This is a genomic window from Microterricola viridarii, from assembly GCF_001542775.1.
In the GTDB taxonomy this organism is placed as follows: Bacteria; Actinomycetota; Actinomycetes; order Actinomycetales; family Microbacteriaceae; genus Microterricola; species Microterricola viridarii_A.
Genome location: NZ_CP014145.1, coordinates 1,094,827 through 1,114,009, shown reverse-complemented (window position 1 = coordinate 1,114,009; position 19,183 = coordinate 1,094,827). Strand labels below are relative to the sequence as shown.

Below are 19,183 nucleotides of genomic sequence, written 5' to 3'. Positions count from 1 at the left end.
TTCCTCGGCTGTGAGTGGTTACGAAGTGGAAGCAATGGGCCAGGCATCGGCGATCTCCTGGCGGACATCGCCGAGCAGGCGCGGCAGTGCTTTGGTACCGGCGATGATGGGGAAGAAGTTCGCGTCGGAAGCCCAGCGGGGAACGAGGTGCTGGTGCAGGTGCCCCGCAATCCCGGCGCCGGCGACCTTGCCCTGGTTCATGCCGATGTTGAACCCGTCGCAGTGCGAAACCTCGGTGATGACGCGCATCGCGGTCTGGGTGAGTTCGCCGATCTCGGCGACCTCCTCCGGCGTGGCCTGGTCGTAGCTCGCGATGTGGCGGTACGGGCAGATCAGCAGGTGGCCGCTGTTGTACGGGTACAGGTTGAGCAGCGCGTATGCGTGCTTTCCGCGCGCCACGATCAACGCCGTCTCGTCGTCCAGCGACGGGGCGACGCAGAACGGGCAGTCGTGCTCGCCCTTCGGTTCCCCGGCCTGGATGTACACCATGCGGTGCGGCGTCCAGAGACGCTGGAAGGCGTCGGGTGCCGAGGCGAAGTCGCTTGCGGCCTCCAGGGGGGACTCCCCCGGAGGCACGTCGTTGACTGGCACCGTGGCATCCGACATCTAGATCTGGCCCTGCGAGGTGACCTGCGCGCGGGTCTGGATGGCGTTCTGGATTCGCGCGATGGCATCGGCGACGGGAACGCCGTTCTCCTGCGTACCGTCGCGGAAACGGAAGCTGACGCTGCCATTGGCGCGGTCCTCCTCGCCGACGATCAGCTGGAAGGGAACCTTGGCCATGGTGTGGTTGCGGATCTTCTTCTGCATGCGCTCGTCGGACAGGTCGAGCTCTGCACGAACGCCGGCCTTCTTCAGCTGGTCGATGACATCGCCCAGGTAGTCGGCGTACTGCTCGGCGACGGGGATGCCGACGACCTGCACGGGCGAGAGCCAGACCGGGAACGCACCGGCGTAGTGCTCGGTGAGGACGCCGAAGAAGCGCTCGATCGAGCCGAACAGGGCGCGGTGGATCATGACAGGGCGCTGGCGGCTGCCGTCAGAAGCCGTGTACTCGAGGTCGAAGCGCTCCGGAAGGTTGAAGTCGAGCTGGATCGTCGACATCTGCCAAGTGCGGCCGATGGCGTCGCGTGCCTGGACGGAGATCTTCGGTCCGTAGAAGGCCGCTCCGCCCGGGTCGGCCACGAGCTCGAGGCCGGATGCCGCGCCGACCTCGGCCAGAGTGGCCGTCGCCTCGTCCCAGACCTCGTCGCTGCCGACGAACTTCTCCGGGTCCTTGGTGGAGAGCTCGAGATAGAAGTCGTCGAGGCCGTAGTCCTTCAGCAGACTGAGCACGAAGTTCAGCGTGTTGGTGAGCTCCTCGCGCATCTTCTCGCGGGTGGTGTAGATGTGGGCGTCGTCCTGGGTCATGCCGCGCACCCGGGTGAGGCCGTGCACGTTGCCGGACTTCTCGTAGCGGTAGACGCTGCCGAACTCGAACAGGCGCAGCGGCAGGTCGCGGTACGAGCGCGGGCTGGATCGGTAGATCAGGTTGTGCATCGGGCAGTTCATGGGCTTCAGGTAGTAGTCCTGGCCCTCGCGGTGCACGGTGCCGTCTTCGCCGATCTCGGCGTCGATGTGCATCGGGGGGAACATGCCGTCGCGGTACCAGTCCAGGTGGCCGGAGACCTCGTACAGCTTGCCCTTGGTGATGTGCGGGGTGTTGACGAAGGAGTAGCCCTCTTCGACGTGGCGGATGCGCGAGTAGTTCTCCATCTCGGCGCGGATGATGCCGCCCTTGGGGTGGAAAACGGGCAGGCCGCTGCCGAGCTCTTCAGGGAAACTGAACAGGTCAAGCTCTGCACCGAGCTTGCGGTGGTCGCGCTTGGCGGCCTCCTCGAGGCGCTCCTTGTAGGCGCGCAGCTCGTCCTTGCTCGGCCAGGCCGTGCCGAAGATGCGCTGCAGCTGCTTGTTCTTCTCCGAACCGCGCCAGTAGGCGGCGGCGACGCGCATGAGAGCGTGACCCTCGCCGATCAGGCGGGTGCTGGGCAGGTGCGGGCCGCGGCAGAGGTCCTTCCAGACCGTCTCCCCCGTCTTCGGGTCGACGTTGTCGTAGATGGTGAGTTCTGCGCCACCGACCTCGACGTTCTCGTTGTCGCCTCCGGCATCCGCGCCGCCCTTGATGCCGATGAGCTCGAGCTTGTACGGCTCGTCGGCGAGCTCTGCGCGTGCCTCGTCATCCGTCACGACACGGCGCACGAAACGCTGGCCCTGGCGGATGATGCGGCTCATGGCCTTCTCGATGGCCTTGAAGTCGTCGACGCTGAACGGCTCTGCGACGTCGAAGTCGTAGTAGAAGCCGTCGGTGACGGGCGGGCCGATGCCGAGCTTGGCCTCGGGGTTGATCGACTGCACCGCCTGGGCGAGCACGTGGGCCGCCGAGTGACGCAGGATGTTCAGACCGTCGGGCGAATCGATCGTCACCGGCTCGACGACGTCGGTGGTCGTAGTCTGCGTGGCGAGGTCTTTCAGCTCACCGTTGACGCGCATCGCGACAACGGACCGGTCGGTGAAAAGCTCGAAGCCGTCAGCCACCTTCATCCACTCCCAAAAATTGATTGATTTCCGCGAAATCGCGGACTCATCAACTTTAGCGTCGTCGGGGGCACCTCTTTGCCGCCGCACCGGGCACCGCAAACGCAGAACGGCCCGCCAGATTTCTCTGACGGGCCGTGCTGTGCTGTTTCTGAGCGGATGACGAGATTCGAACTCGCGACCCTCACCTTGGCAAGGTGATGCGCTACCACTGCGCCACATCCGCATTGTGTTGCTACGTAGATCTGGAAGTCTACACTCCAAGAAAAAACCCCGGGATTCCGGGGTTTTTACGTGGTGGGCGATACTGGGATCGAACCAGTGACCTCTTCCGTGTCAGGGAAGCGCGCTACCGCTGCGCCAATCGCCCATTGCTGGGGTGTTGCTTGTGCTCGGGCCCGACGAGCACCCATGAGCCACAAAAAACCCACCAGATCCCTCTGATGGGTTTTTCATGTTTCTGAGCGGATGACGAGATTCGAACTCGCGACCCTAACCTTGGCAAGGTTATGCGCTACCACTGCGCCACATCCGCATTGTGTGTCTGCCCAGGATCTTACACCTGCGCCTCAAGCAAAAACCCCCGGAAGACCGGGGGCTTTACTTGGTGGGCGATACTGGGATCGAACCAGTGACCTCTTCCGTGTCAGGGAAGCGCGCTACCGCTGCGCCAATCGCCCATTTCTGGGGTGTTGCTTGGGGTGGAGTGCTACGAGGTGGCGACGGGATTCGAACCCGTGTGGACGGCTTTGCAGGCCGCTGCCTCGCCTCTCGGCCACGCCACCATTGTGGGTTCCCCACCTGTGTTACCGAAACTGGCTTGCTCGGTTTCACTCGAGCGGATGACGAGATTCGAACTCGCGACCCTCACCTTGGCAAGGTGATGCGCTACCACTGCGCCACATCCGCATTTCTTGTTTGCCGCGTTTCTGCGACGTCAGAAACTCTAACCGATGGATCTCTCGATCACCAAACCGGCGAAACCCGGGCGTGTTCAATCGTCGCCGTCGTGGTGCCTCGAGGGGTTCGAGAAGCCGCCGATCTCATGCAGCTGGCCTTCTCCGGGGAAGAATCCGTTGAAGCCTGGGCCAGGGTTCTGCTCCGACTGTTCCGCGCGTTCGCGTTCCTCGGCGTCCTCCTCCGCCTCCTCTTCGGCGGCGGCCTCGGCCTCAGCCCGTGCGGCGGCCTCGGCTTCTGCCTCGGTCTCGGCTGCGGCATCCGACTCAGATCCCGGCTGGCGGTTCGTCTCTTCGGTCATTCGGGCAAGATACTCCGCGACCAGCCGGCACGCTAGCCCCGCCCGGCGCGCCGCTTCGGGGCAAGAAAAAACCCCCGACCGAGATCGGGGGTTTTGTTTGTGGGCGATACCGGACTCGAACCGATGACCTCTTCCGTGTGAAGGAAGCGCGCTACCAACTGCGCCAATCGCCCATTTCTGGAACTGTGTTTACACTCTCACAAGCCTGCCGTGATCGCGATTACCGATACTAGCCGACGCCGGCCACCCAATGCACATCGAGCGCACGCCCCGGCGTTTCGGGGTACGGATTCTGCCTCTCCACAGTGGGTTGCGGGAGGCCGTCGCCGTGTCTCCGCACCGCATTTGCCTCGCGCCGCGGCTCGTGTTGTTCACTCCGGCACGTGGTGTTCCGGGTGCCCGTGTAAGCAACACGTGCCTGCCCTCTGCTCGATGGGTGGAGTGAATGTGCGCCCGGAGTCCCGAGCGATTCCGCAACTCGTCCAATATTGCGCCCATTCCCCGTTGGCTTGAGGGAGCTTGCGACCGAAGCCCCGAGCGATTGCGCGCACACCGGGCATGCGACTACTCAGAACGGCGGAGTCTCGTCGAACACGAGCCGCGGTTCAGGCGCCGGTTTCGCGCCCGGCGGTGCTGGCGCCGGGGGCGAGTGCTGAACCCGGGACGGCGTGGTCACGTACACGCGGCCACTCGGTGAGGTCCACCGCAGCACGCCCCTCCCGAGTTGCTCCACCCGCCAGCGGGAGTTGTGCTTGAGCCGGTGGTGTTTCTTGCAGAGGCAGGCGAGGTTGTCCTCGGCTGTCCAGCCGCCGTTCCCCCACGCCCGAGTGTGGTCGGTCTCGGAGTACACGGCTTTGCGGGAGCAGCCGGGGAAGCGGCAGATGTCGTCCCGGTAGAGAATCCACCGGCGCAATCCGGCCGTCAGCCGGTACTGGGTCGGGTCCAGCTGCAAGGGGGTGCCATCGACCGGGTCGGTGAGGATGCGGTGCAGGGTCGGTGCTTGTGCGACCATGCGCCTCGCGGTGTCGGCGTCGATCGGGCCATAGCCGTGCAGTTCGGCGGGCTCTTCCGAGGTGCCGATCAGGGTGTCGATGCTGATCGTCAGTTGCGGGACGGCGACGAAGACTTCCGGTCGCGAAAACGCGATGCCGGGCAAGTGCGAGCGCGTCGTAGTCGCCCCGGCATCTGCGGCCGGCCCCTCGGGCAGCCCGAGCAGCAGTTCGGCGGCGATGTCCACCTCGAGTTGGGCGTGCGTGCCCGAGCCTAAGATTCCGGCCGCAGTAGGCGCATCGAGTGATGCAGCACCGGCAAGTTCGGCCGCTTCGGCCGCTTCCTTCTGCGCCGCGGTGGCCAGGTCGCCGACCCGGGTCGCGATCGCGAGAGCTTTCTCGCCCTCTAGGTAGAGGTGCAGCCAGGCCATCCCGTCCGCGTCCGGTTCGAAGACCATCCGCCGGTCGGCTCGGGAGCGTTCTGCCCGCACTGTGAGGGAGTCCGGATGCATGCGGTCCCGGAGTCGGGCCACGGCTTTCCGGAACGCGGAGGCATCCATCGTGCGCGCCTTGGCGAGGGCCTGTTCTTCGAAGCGGGAGTGCAGCACGGGCGGAAGCAAGACGGCTGCGGCGAGAATGTCGCGGGCATGCCGGAGGGTGATGGCGCCCGACGCCAGGTCGTCGAGGGTGTTCTGGAACGGACCACACAACTGCGTGGCTTCGTAGATGAGGGCGACCATGGTGCGTTCGTGCACGCGGAGGATGAGGGCGAGTTCTGCGGTGATGCTGCGCCTCGCGAACTCCTCGTCCAGCTCGGGTCGGCCACCGAGGGGGTCGGCGATCGCGACGGTCCGGCGCACCGCGGAATCGATCCGGCGATACCGGTCCGCCTGTACGAAACACTCCAGCGAGGCGCCGCTCGAGAGCTCGGCCAGATCAGCGTCGAGCACCGGGTCGAACCCGGTTCCTGGAGCCTGCGACGTCGCTGGTTTCATGTCTTCAGGCTGCCACCACCCTCTGACACTGGACGCCGGAAAAGGGCCCAAATCCCGGACTTTTGAGCACATTCCAGTTGCCGTTACAGAATTGTGACCTTGCAGTTCGACCGGATCGGAGCAGCCGTGTCTGGTTTGCTCCGGGGCTTCGCTCGTTCCTCGCTCAGCCGACGTGGAAGGGGAACCGGACGACAGCGCACTGCCCTTCCCCGGCGGCTGAGGGAGCTTGCGACCGAAGCCCCGAGCGGACCCGCGGGCACCGAAGCCCGCGGCATCCGCGTCACACGCTGACCGGGTCTCGATACGGCGCTGGCGCGCCTACTCGACCAACAGGAAGGGCGCCGGCGCCGGCGACAGGGGCGCCCAGCCGGCGGGGAAGGGGAAACGGACGACAGCGCACTGCCCTTTCCCGGCGGCTGAGGGAGCTTGCGACCGAAGCCCTGAGCGGACCCGCGGAAGCCGCAGCCCGCGGCATCCGCGCGAGGGGGCGGCGGGGTCTCGATTCGGCGCTGGCGCGCCTACTCGACCAACGGGTGTGGGTCGGCTCCGGGGCTTCGCTCGTTCCTCGCTCAGCCGACGAGAAAGGGGGCGCCCAGCCGACGGGAAGAGCGGGCGCGCCGCTGTACCCCCGGCGGCTGAGGGAGCTTGCGACCGAAGCCCTGAGCGGACCCGCGGGCACTGAAGCCCGCGGCATCCGCGAGACGGGGCAGAGGGGTCTCGATACGGCGCTGGCGCGCCTACTCGACCAACGGGAGGGGGGGTGGGTTGGCTCCAGGGATTCGCTCGCGTCGCGATCAGGCGGCGCTGGGGATGACGGCGTCGGCGAGCTCGTCGGAGGCTGCGATGGTGGCACCGACGAGGGTTCCGTCGGCGGTGACATCGGGCGCGAGCCAGTCGGCATACATCGAGGGCGGCACGATCAAAGGCATCCTGTCGTGGATCTCCTCGACGTGGCTGGCAGCCGGCCGCGTGACAATCGCGTACGACACCACCCAGCCGTCCTCCGTGCCTGCCACAGCTGTGCGGTCGACGTTGTAGATCGCGGCCAGGCTGAACAGGTCTCCCCCGAGGTCGAACCGGCGCCCCTTCTCGAAATAGTGCGTCACCGGCACGAGCGCGCGCCGCGCCTTCGTCGGGCCCAGCCACGCGCCCTTCAACAGGTTCTCGCTGCGGGCGTTGATGGTGGAGAACTTCGGCCGCTGGCCACCCACCCAGAGCTGCCACCAGGCCAGGTCGACGCGGCGCACCGGCTCCCCGTCGAGCAGGCGTTCACGCACCAGCGGGTTGAGGTTCAGGGCGCGCGGGCCCGTGGGTTTCACCACGGCGTCGGCATTCTGCGCCAGCCACTCGGTGACGGCGGCGTTGCGCCCACGCTCATCGAAGGCGAAGTGCTCGTCCAGTTCTTCGGGTGTCGTTTCCAGTCCATAGCTCGCACACATGCGCTCAGGCTAGCCCGCTGCACCGACAGACAAAAGGCCTCCGCTACGTCCAGCCGTGGCGGGCGCGCAGGGCCTTCGTCACCCGGTCGATCTTCACCCAGCCCGCCCGCCCGCTGGAATCCCAGGAGCCGGAACCGATCGCGACCTGCTCGGGGTCGCCATCATGGCCCTTGCTGGTGAGCTGCACCGCGAGCAGGGCCGTGCCAGAGCCGCCGGCGACGATGAGCACGGGCCGGTCCTTGCCGCGCCCGTCGTGCTCCTCATACGGCACCCAGGTCCAGACGATCTCGCCGGGGTCCAGGTTGCCGTCGACGTTCGGCCGGTAGCGCATCGTCACCCTGCCGACCAGGCCCTCCGCCACAGCGACATCGCCCGCTAGACCGCCCGCTCGGGCCGGCGGCGCAGCCAGTCGAGTTGTGCGCCCAACCGGCGGACGATGATCGCCATCGTCGCGGCGAACCAGAAGGCGAACCCGGCAACGACGCCGACCGAGAAGAGTTGGGCGCCGAGTTGCACCCAGCTGCCGGTCAGCAAGCCGCCGACGCCCTCCCCCAGGATCCCGATGAAGACCAAGCCGAGCGCCGCTGCGGAGAGCTGGGCGAGCAGGTGGCCCAGCGCCGAGCCGCGCGGGCCAGACACCACAGCCGCCAGCGCGCCAGCCGCCAGGCCAAGGATGCCGGCCCAGGTCGGGGTGAGCACGTCGGCGGCGGCGGTGATCGCGACCAGACCGGCGAACACGCCGCGCACGGTGCCACCCAGGGTGAAGCGCCGGTGCCGGATGCGTTCCACCACCGCCCAGGCGACCGCGGCGCAGAGCGGCGCGACAACCGTGTTCACCGCCGCGGCGAGAGCCGTGGCATCCGGAACAGCCTCGGAGCCCACCGTCACGGCGAAGAAGCCGGCCCAGAGAAAGGCGATCGTCAGGGCTGCCCGCCGCGGGGCGGCAACGGCGACGATCGGCCCGCGGGTGCGGTTGACCAGGAGCCAGCCCAGCCCGCCGGCCGCCGTGCTGAGAAACAGCATGGCCGCACCGCCGAAGTCGAGCAGGCCGAGGCCGGTCACCAGCCAGCCGTCGACGAGGTTGAGGGTCCAGCCGGCCACGGCGAACTGCACGACGACTGTCCAGATGACGACGAAGACGAGCCAACCGATCAGTCGGGGTCTGCCGCCCTCGGCCGTGGACTCCCGGGGCATCACCGCACCGAACTGCACGGCGGTGAGCGCAATCATCATGCCGTAAAAGATGCTCAGCGACAGCGAGGCATCCTCGCCGAGAACCGAGCGGGCCCCGGCCAGAGCCCACAAGGCGAGCACCAGGGCGCAAGCGGATGCGACCCAGGGCAGCTGCTGCATGCGCAGCCCACCCAGCAGGGCGAGCCCGGCCGCGAGCACCGGCAGCAGCGCCGAGAAGGCGAGGACGAAGCCCGGATGGTCGTAGTTCACAAGGGTCCTCTCCGGGCGCGGGTGCGCAGCAGGTGGCCCCCGCACCCACCCTAGCGGGAGGCTGCGGGGGCCGTCAGACCTCAGACCTCGTTCAGCGCGTAGGCCTCTTCCCCGTGCACGACGGTGTCGATTCCGGCGACCTCGTCGGCGTTCTTCACGCGGAAGCCGATGGTCTTCTCGATGGCGAAACCGAGCGCGAACGCCACGATGAAGGAGTACAGCAGCACCGCGCCGGCCGCGATGGCCTGGACGGCCAGCTGGCCGAGGTTGCCTCCGGTGAACAGGCCGGTCCCGATGGCGAAGAAGCCCAGGTAGAGGGTTCCGATGATGCCGCCGACCAGGTGGATGCCGACGACGTCGAGCGAGTCATCGAAGCCGAACTTGAACTTCAATTCGACGGCCATGGCGCAGACGGCACCGGCAACGACGCCGAGCAGCAAGGCCCAGCCGGGCTCGAGGTTGGCGCAGGCCGGGGTGATGGCGACGAGGCCGGCGACGGCACCGGATGCCGCACCCACCGAGGTGGCCTTGCCGTCCTTGAACTTCTCCACTACCAGCCAGCCGAGGATGGCCGCCGCGGTGGCGCCCAGGGTGTTGACGACGATGAGCCCGACGTTGGCGAGGCCGTTCAGCCACTCGGCTCCGGCGTTGAAGCCGAACCAGCCGAACCAGAGGATCGCGGCACCGAGCAGGACGAGCGGAACGTTGTGCGGCTTGGTGATGCCCTTCTGGAACCCGACGCGCTTGCCGAGAACGAGGGCGAGTGCCAGTGCGGCCGCACCGGCGTTGATGTGCACCGCTGTGCCGCCGGCGTAGTCGATGACGCTCGGCAGGCCGAGCGTGTTGCCAAGCTCCATGATCCAGCCGCCGCCCCACACCCAGGCCGCGACCGGGAAGTAGACGAGGGTGGCCCAGATGCCGGCGAAGATCATCCAGGATCCGAACTTGGCCCGATCGGCGATGGCGCCGGAGATCAGGGCGACCGTGATGATCGCGAACGTCGCCCCGAAGGTGGCACCGAGCAGGTCGGTGTTCGAGGTCGCCCCCGTTGCGAGCGCGCCGAGGCCGAAGTCTGCGAACGGGTTGCCGGCGAAGTCTGTCGGCGCGTCGACCGCGCTCATGCTGAAGCCATAGAGGATCCACAGCACGCTGATCAGGCCGAGCGCGCCGAAGCTCATCATCATCATGCTCACGACGCTCTTGGCTTTCACCAGGCCGCCGTAGAAGAATGCGACGCCCGGCGTCATCAACAGCACGAGTGCCGTTGCTGTGATCGCCCAAGCAATGCTGCCTGTGTCCATGATTGCACCTCTCGAAGTTTCCAATGGGGACGTGCCCAGAGTGGACCTGCGAGATTTCGCCGACGGTGCCGCCGGTGTTTCGGTGGAGTTACGAAAGGGGCCCGCGCGTAACGGGCGTGTTTCGCGCTCAGTCGTGCGGCGGCAGCTCCCCCGTGGTCAGCGCGATCAGCCGCGACATGGCGCGCTGGTACTTCTTGCGGTACCCACCGCCCATCATGTCGTCGTCGAATACCTCGCTGAGCGGCGTGCCGCTGGCCACGATGGGGATCTCGGCGTCGTACACGCGGTCGATGAAAGCGACCAAGCGCAGCGCGTCGGTCTGGTTGTGCAGCACGTGGGCGCCGCTGAGCGCGATCACGTCGATGCCGTCGATCATCTTGATGTACTTGGAGGGGTGCACCGTGGCCAGGTGCTTCATCATCTCGTCGAAGTTGTCAGAGCTGACGGCGGTGCCGCGCCCGACCATCGTGTCGACCATGTGCTCCAGCGCGGAATCCTCGACCGAGGTGGCCCGGCCCTCGACGTTGCGGCGGCGGTAGTCGAGGCCGTCGATACGCACCGTCTCGAAGTTGGAGGAGAGCGCCTGGATCTCGCGGAGGAAGTCGGAGGCGGCGAAGCGCCCCTCGCCCAGCGAGTTCGGTGGGGTGTTGGATGTCGCGGCGACGCGGGTGCCGGTGGCCATCAGCTCGCCGAGCAGCCGGGTCATCAGCATGGTGTCGCCCGGGTCGTCCAGCTCGAACTCGTCGATGCAGATCAGGCGGGTGCCGCTCAACAAGGCGACCGTCTCGGCGTAGCCGAGCGCCCCGACGAGCGCCGTGTACTCGATGAACGTGCCGAAGTACTTGGGGCCGGGGGCTGCGTGCCAGAGCGAAGCGAGCAGGTGCGTCTTGCCGACGCCGAAGCCGCCGTCCAGGTAGATCCCGGGCAGCGCGGACTTGGGCTTGCGGTTGCGCGAGAAGAAGCCGCCGGGGCGCTGTGCGCGCCAGACGCCCTCGAACTCCTTCAACTTTTCGACCGCGCCGGCCTGCGACGGGTAGTCGGCATCGGGCCGGTAGGAGTCAAAGGAGGCGTGCTCGAACTGGGGCGGCGGCACCAGCCCACCGGCGATCTCGCTGCCGGTGATGGTCGGCGAGCGATCGATCAGTCGAAGTGCGGTGGAGCTGTGCATGCGCGCGCGTGCCGTTTCTGCAGTGGGAACGCGCACGCTCTCTCGAGGACGCGTAGATTTGGCGGTGTGGACAGGCATCCAGCCTAATCTGCTCCCCGCACACTCCCGCCCGCACACTCGCGCCCGCCCGGGCGCCATTCAGGAGGCCATCATGCCCGTCGACTATGACCCCGCTGCGAAGTTCGCCGAATACGCGCACCCCGAGCGGCTCGTCTCGACCGACTGGTTGGCCGCCCACCTCGGAGACCCGGGCCTGGTCGTGATCGAGAGCGACGAGGACATCCTGCTCTACGAGACCGGCCACATCCCCACCGCGGTGAAGATCGACTGGCACACCGAGTTGAACGACCCGGTGCTGCGCGACTTCGTTCAGGGTGAGGAGTTCGCCCGTCTGCTGGGCGAGAAGGGCATCAGCCGCGACAGCACGGTCGTGCTCTACGGCGACAAGAACAACTGGTGGGCCGCGTACGCACTGTGGATCTTCACGCTGTTCGGCCACGAGGATGTGCGCCTGCTCGACGGCGGCCGCGACCTGTGGATCGCCGAGGGGCGCGAGCTCACCACGGAGCGGCCCGCTCCGGCATCCGTCGAGTACCCGGTCATCGAGCGCGACGACACAACCCTGCGCGCCTTCAAGGACGACGTCCTGGCCCACTTCGGCAACCCGCTGATCGACGTGCGCTCCATCGAGGAGTACACGGGCGAGCGCACCGAGATCCCCGGCTACCCCTCTGAGGGTGCGCTGCGGGCCGGCCACATCCCGAGCGCGGCGGCCGTGCCGTGGGCGCGCGCTGCGGCACCGGATGCCACGTTCAAGAGCCGCGCGGAGCTGGATGCCATCTACAAGGGTGACGCGGGGCTCCGCACGGGCGACGACGTCATCACCTACTGCCGCATCGGGGAGCGTTCCAGCCACACCTGGTTCGTGCTCAGCTACCTGCTCGGGTTCGAGGACGTGCGCAACTACGACGGCTCCTGGACAGAGTGGGGCAGCGCAGTGCGGGTACCGATCACGCTCGGCACGGAGCCCGGCACCGCGCCGGCCCCCACGGCGGCCGTGGCAAAATAGTCGGGTGACTACGACTGCCGAGCTCCCCGAACAACTGGCCGAGATCCGCGACGACTTCCTCGCACTGGAACAGCGCGACCGGTTGCAGCTCCTGCTCGAGTTCTCGAATGAGCTGCCGGAGTTGCCCGAGCGCTACCAGGACCACCCCGACCTGTTCGAGCGGGTCGAGGAGTGCCAGTCCCCCGTGTTCCTGTTCGTCGAGGTCGACGAGGCCGGAACCGTGCAGCTGTACGCGACGGCCCCGGCCGAGTCGCCGACGACGCGCGGCTTCGCCTCGATTCTGGCGCAGGGCCTCTCCGGGCTGAGCCCGGAGGAGGTGCTCGCTGTTCCCGACGACTTCCCGCAGACGCTCGGCCTCACCCAGGCCGTTTCGCCGCTGCGGATTCGCGGGATGACGGGCATGCTGGCCCGCACCAAGCGGCAGATCCGGGTGCGGATCGCCGCCTAGAGCGTCGCCAACCAGTCGCGGATGGCGCCGTTCCACCGGTCGGGGTCGTAGTTCCAGAGCTTGGTGTGGCGGGCGCGCCGGAACTCCTCGAACGTGACGATGTCGGGCCGGGCTGCCGCCAGCTGGCGAGAGCCGGTGATCGGCACGTAGCCGTCGTCGACGCTGTGCATGAGCAGGATCGGCAGAGTCACGTCATCCGCGCGTCCCGTGATGTCGAGCCGTTCGAAGTCGATGGCCTCGTCAAGCCCGGTGACGGCCCGGCCCCACGGCGAGGCAATGGTCTGGATCGCGGCACTGTTGATGGCCTGAGGCAGGCCGTAGCCCGCCCCCTGGAACCGCAGGATGTCGTACCAGTCGACGGCCGGTGACTCCAGCACGATCCCGCGCAGCAGCTCTCGCTCCTCTGCACGCAGCGCCGTCTGCATCGCGATGGCGCCGCCCATCGACCAGCCCATCAGCACGACATCGGTCGCGCCGTGCTCGCGCGCGAAGCGGATCGCCGCCGCCACGTCCTGCCATTCCGTGTCGCCCAGGCCGTAGCGGCCGTCGCGGCTTTCCGGGGCCTCCCCGTCGTTGCGGTACGACACGAGCAGGCTGTGCATGCCGGCCTCGTGGAAGACGGGGATTGCGCGCAGGCACTCCTGCCTGCGCACGGCGCGCCCGTGCACCTGGATCACCCAGCGGCTGCTGGGCTCGGATGCCGGCACCCACCAGGCGGGGGCAGGGCCGACCGGCGTCGACACGATGACGTTCTCGAACGGCAGGTCGAACTCCCACGGCCCCAGGTAGAACCAGCCGCTCCAGCGGCCGGTCGAGGCGTCGGGCAGATCGCCGAAATCGGTGCGCAGAAGGCGTCTGGTCACGGTCGTCTCGGTGCGCCCGAGGATCTCGCCGACGCGGGCATGCCCGCGCTCGGCGCTGAACCAGAGCCCGTAGTGGCCGTCGACCACGGTGTCCGGGTCTGCGGCCAGCACCACGGTGGCCCCGGCCTGGTCCACATCGAGGATGCGCACCTCGTCTTTGCGGCGGCGCGGCGGCGTCACCACCTTGCGTGCGAAGACCACCACCACAGTCGCTAGTGCGCCTCCGACCGCCAACCCGACGCCGGCCAGCACAATGCCGCTGCCGATCAGCCAGCGGCGTCGGGAACGTCCACTCGACACCGCCTCGCCACTCCCCCGTGCATCCATGCGAAATCCTCGTCAGCCACACCGTGCGGCGTGCCTCACCGACAGCGCCCTGAAAAAACTCTAGTCTGCACTCGTGCCCGAATCACCGTCTGAGTCCCACCTCCCGCCGGAATTCCAAGCGGCGATCGATGCGGCACGTCGGGCCGCCACCCGGCCGGAACTCATCGTCACCGAGATCCCCGCTCCGGGCAGCCTGGCCCCGCACGCTCTGGCGCTGGCCGCCGACGTCTCGCCGTCCAGACACGGCAGCGACTCCGACTTCGGTACCGGCCGTTTCATCCTGCTCTACGACGAGGAGGAGCCAGAGGAGTGGGGTGGCAAATTCCGAATCGTCTGCTTCGCCCAAGCCCCGCTGGAGACCGAGATTGGACTCGATCCCTTCCTCGCCGACGTAGCATGGTCTTGGCTTGTTGATGCTCTCGACGCCCGTGGAGCCCAATACTCCGCGGCATCCGGCACAGCAACCAAAATTCTCTCCACCGGTTTCGGGGAGCTCTCTGCACAGGGCGACGGCGCTCAGATTGAACTGCGCGCCTCGTGGACGCCGCACGATCACAATGTCGCCCCCCATGTCGAAGGCTGGGGTGAACTCTTGTGCATGCTCGCCGGACTGCCCCCGACAATGGAAGGCGTGAGCATGCTGACACCGAAACGGACCCGCCGTGGCTGAGCCGAAGCGTCATGTCATCGACACCCGAGCCGAGTACCTGGAGGCCGTCGATCTGATCGCGGCCGGCACCGGCCCCATCGCCATCGACGCCGAACGGGCCAGCGGATTCCGTTACTCCCAGCGCGCCTACCTCATCCAGGTCTTCCGCCGCGACGCCGGCGTCTTCCTCTTCGACCCTCCCGCGATCGGTACTTTCGACGAGCTGCAGGACGTCATCGCCGACGTCGAGTGGGTGCTGCACGCCGCCAGCCAGGACATCGCCTGTCTGCGAGAGGTCGGCCTCGACCCGCACGACATCTTCGACACCGAACTCTGCGCCCGCCTGCTCGGCTTCGCCCGGGTCGGCCTCGGCACCGTCATCGAGCAGCAGCTCGGCGTGCACCTGGCCAAGGAGCACTCGGCGGCGGACTGGTCGACCAGGCCCCTGCCCGACTCCTGGCTGGAATACGCCGCGCTCGACGTCGAGCTTTTGGTGGACCTGCGCGATTCGCTCGCCCAACTGCTGGAGGAGTCCGGCAAGGAGGAGATCGCCAGGCAGGAATTCGCCGCGGTGCTCACCAAGGAGGCCAAGCCGGCCGCCGCCGAGCCGTGGCGCCGCCTGTCCGGAATCCATGGCGTGCGCTCCCCGCGCAGCCTCGCCGTGGCACGCGAGCTCTGGCTCGCCCGCGACGCGTATGCCCAGGAGATCGACACGGCCCCCGGCCGGCTCGTGCCCGACTCGTCGCTGCTCGCCGTGGTGAAGGCAATGCCGTCCAGCCGCAAGGCGCTCTCAGACATGCGCGACTTCACGGGGCGCGCCAGCCGCAGCGAGCTCACCCGTTGGTGGGAGGCCGTCGAGCGTGGCCTGAACACGAGCGAGCTACCCGCTGTGCGCGTCAACGGCGACACCCTGCCGCCGCCCCGCGCCTGGTCGGAGCGCAACCCGGAGGCCGACCTGCGTCTGAAGGCCGCCCGCGGCGCGATGGCCGAGGTCGCAGAGGAGCTCGACATCCCGCTCGAGAACCTGCTCACCCCGGAGTACCTGCGCCGCCTGGCCTGGCAGCCGCCGGAATCCATCACGCCAGACTCGGTCAGCGAGGCGCTGCGCGATCTGGGTGCACGCCCGTGGCAGATTGACGCTTCTGCACAGAAAATCAGTGACGCGTTTGTAGAAGCCCACCAATCGATACTGGAATCGTCCGAAGCGCGGTCGTAGGAACCGGCAAACGATTCCGGGGCAACTCGGGGCACTCCCTAGGATCGACTCAGAGTTGATCGATCAATGGAGGCGAAGTGGCCGAAAGAACTGACGTCGTGTTTGTGGACGGGGTTCGCACCCCGTTCGGGCGAGCCGGCGAAAAGGGCATGTACTGGAACACCCGGGCCGATGACCTCGTTGTCAAGGCCATCATCGGGTTGCTCGAGCGAAACCCCAATGTCCCGAAGGATCGCATCGACGAGGTCGCCATTGCCGCGACCACGCAGCAGGGCGACCAGGGTCTGACCCTCGGCCGCACGGCGGCGCTGCTCGCCGGCCTGCCGAAATCCGTTCCCGGCTTCGCCATTGACCGCATGTGTGCCGGAGCGATGACCTCGGTCACGACCCTCGGCTCCGGCATCGGCTTCGGCGCATACGACCTCGCCATCGCCGGCGGTGTCGAGCACATGGGCCGCCACCCGATGGGCTTCGGCGCCGACCCGAACCCGCGCTTCCTCGCCGAGCGGCTCGTCAGCGCCGACGCCCTCAACATGGGCAACACGGCCGAGCGCATCCACGACCGCTTCCCGCACCTGACCAAGGAGCGCGCCGACCGTTTCGGCATGCGCAGCCAGCAGAAGGTCGCCGCGGCATACGCAGCCGGCAACATCCAGCCCGACCTCGTGCCCGTCGCGCTGCGCACGGATGCCGGCTGGGGTCTCGCCACGCAGGACGAGGGCATGCGGCCCGAGACCACGATTGAGGGCCTGGCCACCCTGAAGACCCCGTTCCGCCCGCACGGCCGGGTCACGGCCGGCAACGCCTCGCCGCTGACCGACGGTGCCACCGCCAGCCTGCTGGCCAGCGCCGAGACGGCCACCGAACTCGGCCTCCGCGCCAAGATGCGCATGGTCAGTTTCGCCTTCGCCGGTGTCGAACCGGAGATCATGGGCCTCGGCCCCGTCCCTTCCACGGAGAAGGCGCTCCGCAAGGCGGGCCTCAACATCACAGACATTGGCCTGTTCGAGCTGAACGAGGCCTTCGCTGTGCAGGTGCTCTCGTTCCTCGACCACTTCGGAATCGACGACGAGGATCCCCGGGTGAATCAGTGGGGCGGCGCGATCGCGATCGGCCACCCGCTCGCCGCCAGCGGCGTGCGCCTGATGATCCAGCTCGCCCGCCAGTTCGAGCAGCACCCGGAGGTCCGTTACGGGATCACCGCGATGTGCGTCGGCCTCGGCCAGGGCGGCACCGTCATCTGGGAGAACCCCCACTACGCCGGCCTCACCCACACCAACGCTGCGAACTAAGGCGGGAGAAGACATGACTGACTACTCGAAGATCGACTTCTCGCTGCTCGAGGCCCTCGACCCGGATGAGGTCGTCTCGCACTCCTATGTGCGCGACGTGCCGCTGCCCAGCGGCAAGGTGCTCGCCCTTGTCACCCTCGACAACGGCCGCGACCACACCCGCCCGAACACGATGGGCCCGGCCACGATGGCGGAGCTCGGCCGCACCTACGATGCGCTCACCGAGCGCGCCGCCCGCGGTGAGATCCACGCCGTCGCCACCACGGGCAAGCCGTTCATCCTGGCCGCCGGCGCCGACCTCTCCAAGATCAACGAGATCCCCAGCCGCGCCGTCGGGCTGCAGATGGCCCAGCTCGGCCACTACGTGCTCGGCAAGCAGGCCACATTCGGCGTGCCCTCGTTCGTGTTCATCAACGGCCTCGCCCTCGGCGGTGGCACCGAGCTGCCGCTGAACGCCGACTACCGCACGATCGACAGCTCGGTGCCGGCCATCGCGCTGCCCGAGGTGTTCCTCGGCCTGATCCCCGGCTGGGGCGGCACCTACCTGCTGCCGAACCTGATCGGCATCGAGAACGCCCTCAAGGTGATCGTCGAGAACCCGCTCAAGCAGAACCGCATGCTCAAGGGCCCGCAGGCCTTCGAGCTCGGCATGGCCGACGCGATGTTCGCCCCGGCGAACTTCCTCGAGGAGTCGCTGCGCTGGGCCGACGGCGTGCTCTCAGGCACCGTCACGGTCGAGCGCAAGAACGCCCCGGGCAAGATCGAGCGCATGGTGAAGTGGGATGCCGCCATCGCCATCGCCCGCAAGATGCTCGAGAGCAAGATCGGCACCGTGCCGCAGTCGCCCTACGCGGCCCTGGACCTCTTGAAGGCCGCCAAGAGTGGCAGCAAGGAGGAGTGCTTCGCCCTCGAGGACGAGGCCCTCGCCGACCGCATTGTCAGCGACCAGCTGCAGGCCAGCATCTACGCCTTCAACCTCGTGCAGAAGCGCGCCAAGCGCCCAGCCGGTGCCCCGGACAAGGCGCTCGCCCAGAAGGTGACGAAGGTCGGTGTCATCGGAGCCGGCCTCATGGCCAGCCAGTTCGCACTGCTCTTCGTGCGCCGCCTGCAGGTGCCCGTGGTCATCACCGACCTCGACCAGGGCCGCGTCGACAAGGGCCTCGCCTACATCGCTGAGGAGATCGGCGCATTGGAGGCCAAGGGCCGCATCGGCTCCGACGAGGCGAACCGGCTGCGCGCCCTCGTCTCCGGCACCACCGACAAGGCCGACTTCAGCGACTGCGACTGGGTCATCGAGGCCGTCTTCGAAGACCTGGCCGTCAAGCAGCAGGTGTTCGCCGAGGTCGAGAAGCACGTCTCACCGACCACGATTCTCGCCACGAACACCTCCTCTCTCTCGGTCGAGCAGATCGGCGAGAAGCTCGAGCACCCGGAGCGCGTCGTCGGCTTCCACTTCTTCAACCCTGTGGCCGTGATGCCGTTGCTGGAGATCGTGAAGGCCCCGGCCACGAACGACGCCACGCTCGCCACCGCGTTCGCGACCGCGGCCAAGCTGCGCAAGAGCGCCGTGCTCACGGCCGACGCCCCCGGCTTCGTCGTGAACCGCCTGCTCGCCAAGGTGATGGGTGAGGCAGCGCGCGCCGTCGACGAGGGCACCCCGGTGCCGGTCGTCGAGCGGGCGCTCGCGCCGATCGGCCTGCCGATGGGCCCGTTCGAGCTGATCGACCTGGTCGGCTGGGCCGTCGCCGCCCACGTGCAGGACACCATGGTGAGCAAGTTCCCCGAGCGGTTCTACGCCTCGGAGAACATGCACGCGCTGTCCAAGCTCGCTCAGGTGGTGGAGAAGAACAAGGCCGGCAAGGTCACCGACTTCACCAAGGAGGCCAAGAAGCTGATGACGGTCGGCAAGACGCCCGTCGACGAGGCCACCATCCTGCGCCGCGTCGAAGACGAGCTCGCCGGCGAGATCAAGCTGATGCTCGACGAGAAGGTTGTGGCCGCGGCCGAGGACATCGACCTCTGCCTCATCCTCGGTGCGGGCTGGCCGTTCCAGGCCGGCGGCGCGACGCCATACCTGGACCGTGTCGGTGCCAGCCAGCGCGTGTTCGGCGGCACCTTCCACGACCCGCAGATCCGCGGCGTCGGCAACTAG

16 protein-coding genes and 7 tRNA genes are annotated in these 19,183 nt (G+C 67.7%); 6 read left to right on the top strand and 17 right to left on the bottom strand.

Annotated features, from left to right (window positions below):
- Nucleotides 1-18: 18 nt before the first annotated feature.
- The 16 genes from AWU67_RS05075 to zapE all read right to left on the bottom strand — a co-directional run bounded on the left by AWU67_RS05075 (nucleotide 19) and on the right by zapE (nucleotide 11,167).
- On the bottom strand, nucleotides 19-606 hold the full coding sequence (locus tag AWU67_RS05075; RefSeq protein ID WP_067227021.1) for an HIT family protein: 588 nt from the start codon (nucleotides 604-606) through the stop codon (nucleotides 19-21).
- Nucleotides 607-2,574: a threonine--tRNA ligase gene (thrS, locus tag AWU67_RS05070; protein ID WP_160329722.1), complete on the bottom strand. Its 1,968-nt coding sequence runs from the start codon at nucleotides 2,572-2,574 to the stop codon at nucleotides 607-609.
- Nucleotides 2,575-2,728: 154 nt separating this feature from the next.
- Nucleotides 2,729-2,800: transfer RNA gene (locus AWU67_RS05065), tRNA-Gly, on the bottom strand.
- Between the two features lie 69 nt (nucleotides 2,801-2,869).
- A tRNA-Val gene (locus AWU67_RS05060) sits at nucleotides 2,870-2,944 on the bottom strand.
- Nucleotides 2,945-3,037: 93 nt separating this feature from the next.
- Nucleotides 3,038-3,109, bottom strand: a tRNA-Gly gene (locus AWU67_RS05055).
- Nucleotides 3,110-3,179: 70 nt separating this feature from the next.
- A tRNA-Val gene (locus AWU67_RS05050) sits at nucleotides 3,180-3,254 on the bottom strand.
- 34 nt (nucleotides 3,255-3,288) lie between these two features.
- A tRNA-Cys gene (locus AWU67_RS05045) sits at nucleotides 3,289-3,359 on the bottom strand.
- Nucleotides 3,360-3,411: 52 nt separating this feature from the next.
- Nucleotides 3,412-3,483: transfer RNA gene (locus AWU67_RS05040), tRNA-Gly, on the bottom strand.
- 85 nt (nucleotides 3,484-3,568) lie between these two features.
- Nucleotides 3,569-3,832: a hypothetical protein gene (locus AWU67_RS05035; protein ID WP_067227019.1), complete on the bottom strand. Its 264-nt coding sequence runs from the start codon at nucleotides 3,830-3,832 to the stop codon at nucleotides 3,569-3,571.
- A gap of 100 nt (nucleotides 3,833-3,932) precedes the next feature.
- Nucleotides 3,933-4,005 (bottom strand) — tRNA-Val (locus tag AWU67_RS05030).
- 395 nt (nucleotides 4,006-4,400) lie between these two features.
- On the bottom strand, nucleotides 4,401-5,816 hold the full coding sequence (locus AWU67_RS05025) for an HNH endonuclease signature motif containing protein (RefSeq protein ID WP_067227018.1): 1,416 nt from the start codon (nucleotides 5,814-5,816) through the stop codon (nucleotides 4,401-4,403).
- Nucleotides 5,817-6,610: 794 nt separating this feature from the next.
- On the bottom strand, nucleotides 6,611-7,255 hold the full coding sequence (locus AWU67_RS05020) for an SOS response-associated peptidase (protein ID WP_067227017.1): 645 nt from the start codon (nucleotides 7,253-7,255) through the stop codon (nucleotides 6,611-6,613).
- A 43-nt stretch (nucleotides 7,256-7,298) separates the two neighbouring features.
- Nucleotides 7,299-7,616, bottom strand: a complete 318-nt coding sequence (locus tag AWU67_RS05015; protein WP_067227016.1) for a type II toxin-antitoxin system PemK/MazF family toxin — start codon at nucleotides 7,614-7,616, stop codon at nucleotides 7,299-7,301.
- A 14-nt stretch (nucleotides 7,617-7,630) separates the two neighbouring features.
- On the bottom strand, nucleotides 7,631-8,698 hold the full coding sequence (locus tag AWU67_RS05010; protein ID WP_067227015.1) for an ammonium transporter: 1,068 nt from the start codon (nucleotides 8,696-8,698) through the stop codon (nucleotides 7,631-7,633).
- A gap of 80 nt (nucleotides 8,699-8,778) precedes the next feature.
- Nucleotides 8,779-9,999 carry an ammonium transporter gene (locus AWU67_RS05005; RefSeq protein ID WP_067227014.1) on the bottom strand — a complete coding sequence of 407 codons (1,221 nt, stop codon included), beginning with the start codon at nucleotides 9,997-9,999 and terminating at the stop codon, nucleotides 8,779-8,781.
- Between the two features lie 127 nt (nucleotides 10,000-10,126).
- Entirely contained in the window at nucleotides 10,127-11,167 is a 1,041-nt protein-coding gene (zapE, locus tag AWU67_RS05000) for a cell division protein ZapE (RefSeq protein WP_067227013.1), read from the bottom strand.
- A gap of 151 nt (nucleotides 11,168-11,318) precedes the next feature.
- Here zapE and AWU67_RS04995 point away from each other — a divergent pair, with 151 nt between their 5' ends.
- Together AWU67_RS04995 and AWU67_RS04990 are read left to right on the top strand one after the other, a co-directional pair.
- Nucleotides 11,319-12,236 carry a sulfurtransferase gene (locus AWU67_RS04995; protein WP_067227012.1) on the top strand — a complete coding sequence of 306 codons (918 nt, stop codon included), beginning with the start codon at nucleotides 11,319-11,321 and terminating at the stop codon, nucleotides 12,234-12,236.
- 4 nt (nucleotides 12,237-12,240) lie between these two features.
- Nucleotides 12,241-12,684: a SufE family protein gene (locus AWU67_RS04990; RefSeq protein ID WP_067227011.1), complete on the top strand. Its 444-nt coding sequence runs from the start codon at nucleotides 12,241-12,243 to the stop codon at nucleotides 12,682-12,684.
- On the opposite strand, the gene AWU67_RS04985 is transcribed toward AWU67_RS04990, so the two are convergent.
- Nucleotides 12,681-13,874: an alpha/beta hydrolase family protein gene (locus tag AWU67_RS04985; protein WP_129586643.1), complete on the bottom strand. Its 1,194-nt coding sequence runs from the start codon at nucleotides 13,872-13,874 to the stop codon at nucleotides 12,681-12,683. The genes AWU67_RS04990 and AWU67_RS04985 overlap by 4 nt on opposite strands.
- Nucleotides 13,875-13,947: 73 nt before the next feature.
- On the opposite strand from AWU67_RS04985, the gene AWU67_RS04980 reads away from it, so the two are divergent.
- From AWU67_RS04980 to AWU67_RS04965, 4 genes are all read left to right on the top strand, one after another.
- On the top strand, nucleotides 13,948-14,544 hold the full coding sequence (locus AWU67_RS04980) for a DUF3000 domain-containing protein (protein WP_067227009.1): 597 nt from the start codon (nucleotides 13,948-13,950) through the stop codon (nucleotides 14,542-14,544).
- On the top strand, nucleotides 14,537-15,739 hold the full coding sequence (locus AWU67_RS04975; protein ID WP_067227008.1) for an HRDC domain-containing protein: 1,203 nt from the start codon (nucleotides 14,537-14,539) through the stop codon (nucleotides 15,737-15,739). The genes AWU67_RS04980 and AWU67_RS04975 overlap by 8 nt, the downstream gene beginning before the upstream one ends.
- 77 nt (nucleotides 15,740-15,816) lie before the next feature.
- Nucleotides 15,817-17,031, top strand: a complete 1,215-nt coding sequence (locus AWU67_RS04970) for a thiolase family protein (RefSeq protein WP_067227007.1) — start codon at nucleotides 15,817-15,819, stop codon at nucleotides 17,029-17,031.
- Nucleotides 17,032-17,044: 13 nt separating this feature from the next.
- Nucleotides 17,045-19,183: a 3-hydroxyacyl-CoA dehydrogenase NAD-binding domain-containing protein gene (locus AWU67_RS04965; RefSeq protein WP_067227006.1), complete on the top strand. Its 2,139-nt coding sequence runs from the start codon at nucleotides 17,045-17,047 to the stop codon at nucleotides 19,181-19,183.

Bases quoted from the DNA above. Each gene is read 5' to 3' on its own strand.
- AWU67_RS05075 (WP_067227021.1), bottom strand. From the start codon at position 606: ATGTCGGATGCCACGGTGCCAGTCAACGACGTGCCTCCGGGGGAGTCC.
- AWU67_RS05035 (WP_067227019.1), bottom strand. From the start codon at position 3,832: ATGACCGAAGAGACGAACCGCCAGCCGGGATCTGAGTCGGATGCCGCA.
- AWU67_RS05025 (WP_067227018.1), bottom strand. From the start codon at position 5,816: ATGAAACCAGCGACGTCGCAGGCTCCAGGAACCGGGTTCGACCCGGTG.
- AWU67_RS05020 (WP_067227017.1), bottom strand. From the start codon at position 7,255: ATGTGTGCGAGCTATGGACTGGAAACGACACCCGAAGAACTGGACGAG.
- AWU67_RS05005 (WP_067227014.1), bottom strand. From the start codon at position 9,999: ATGGACACAGGCAGCATTGCTTGGGCGATCACAGCAACGGCACTCGTG.
- zapE (WP_067227013.1), bottom strand. From the start codon at position 11,167: ATGCACAGCTCCACCGCACTTCGACTGATCGATCGCTCGCCGACCATC.
- AWU67_RS04995 (WP_067227012.1), top strand. From the start codon at position 11,319: ATGCCCGTCGACTATGACCCCGCTGCGAAGTTCGCCGAATACGCGCAC.
- AWU67_RS04985 (WP_129586643.1), bottom strand. From the start codon at position 13,874: ATGGATGCACGGGGGAGTGGCGAGGCGGTGTCGAGTGGACGTTCCCGA.
- AWU67_RS04965 (WP_067227006.1), top strand. From the start codon at position 17,045: ATGACTGACTACTCGAAGATCGACTTCTCGCTGCTCGAGGCCCTCGAC.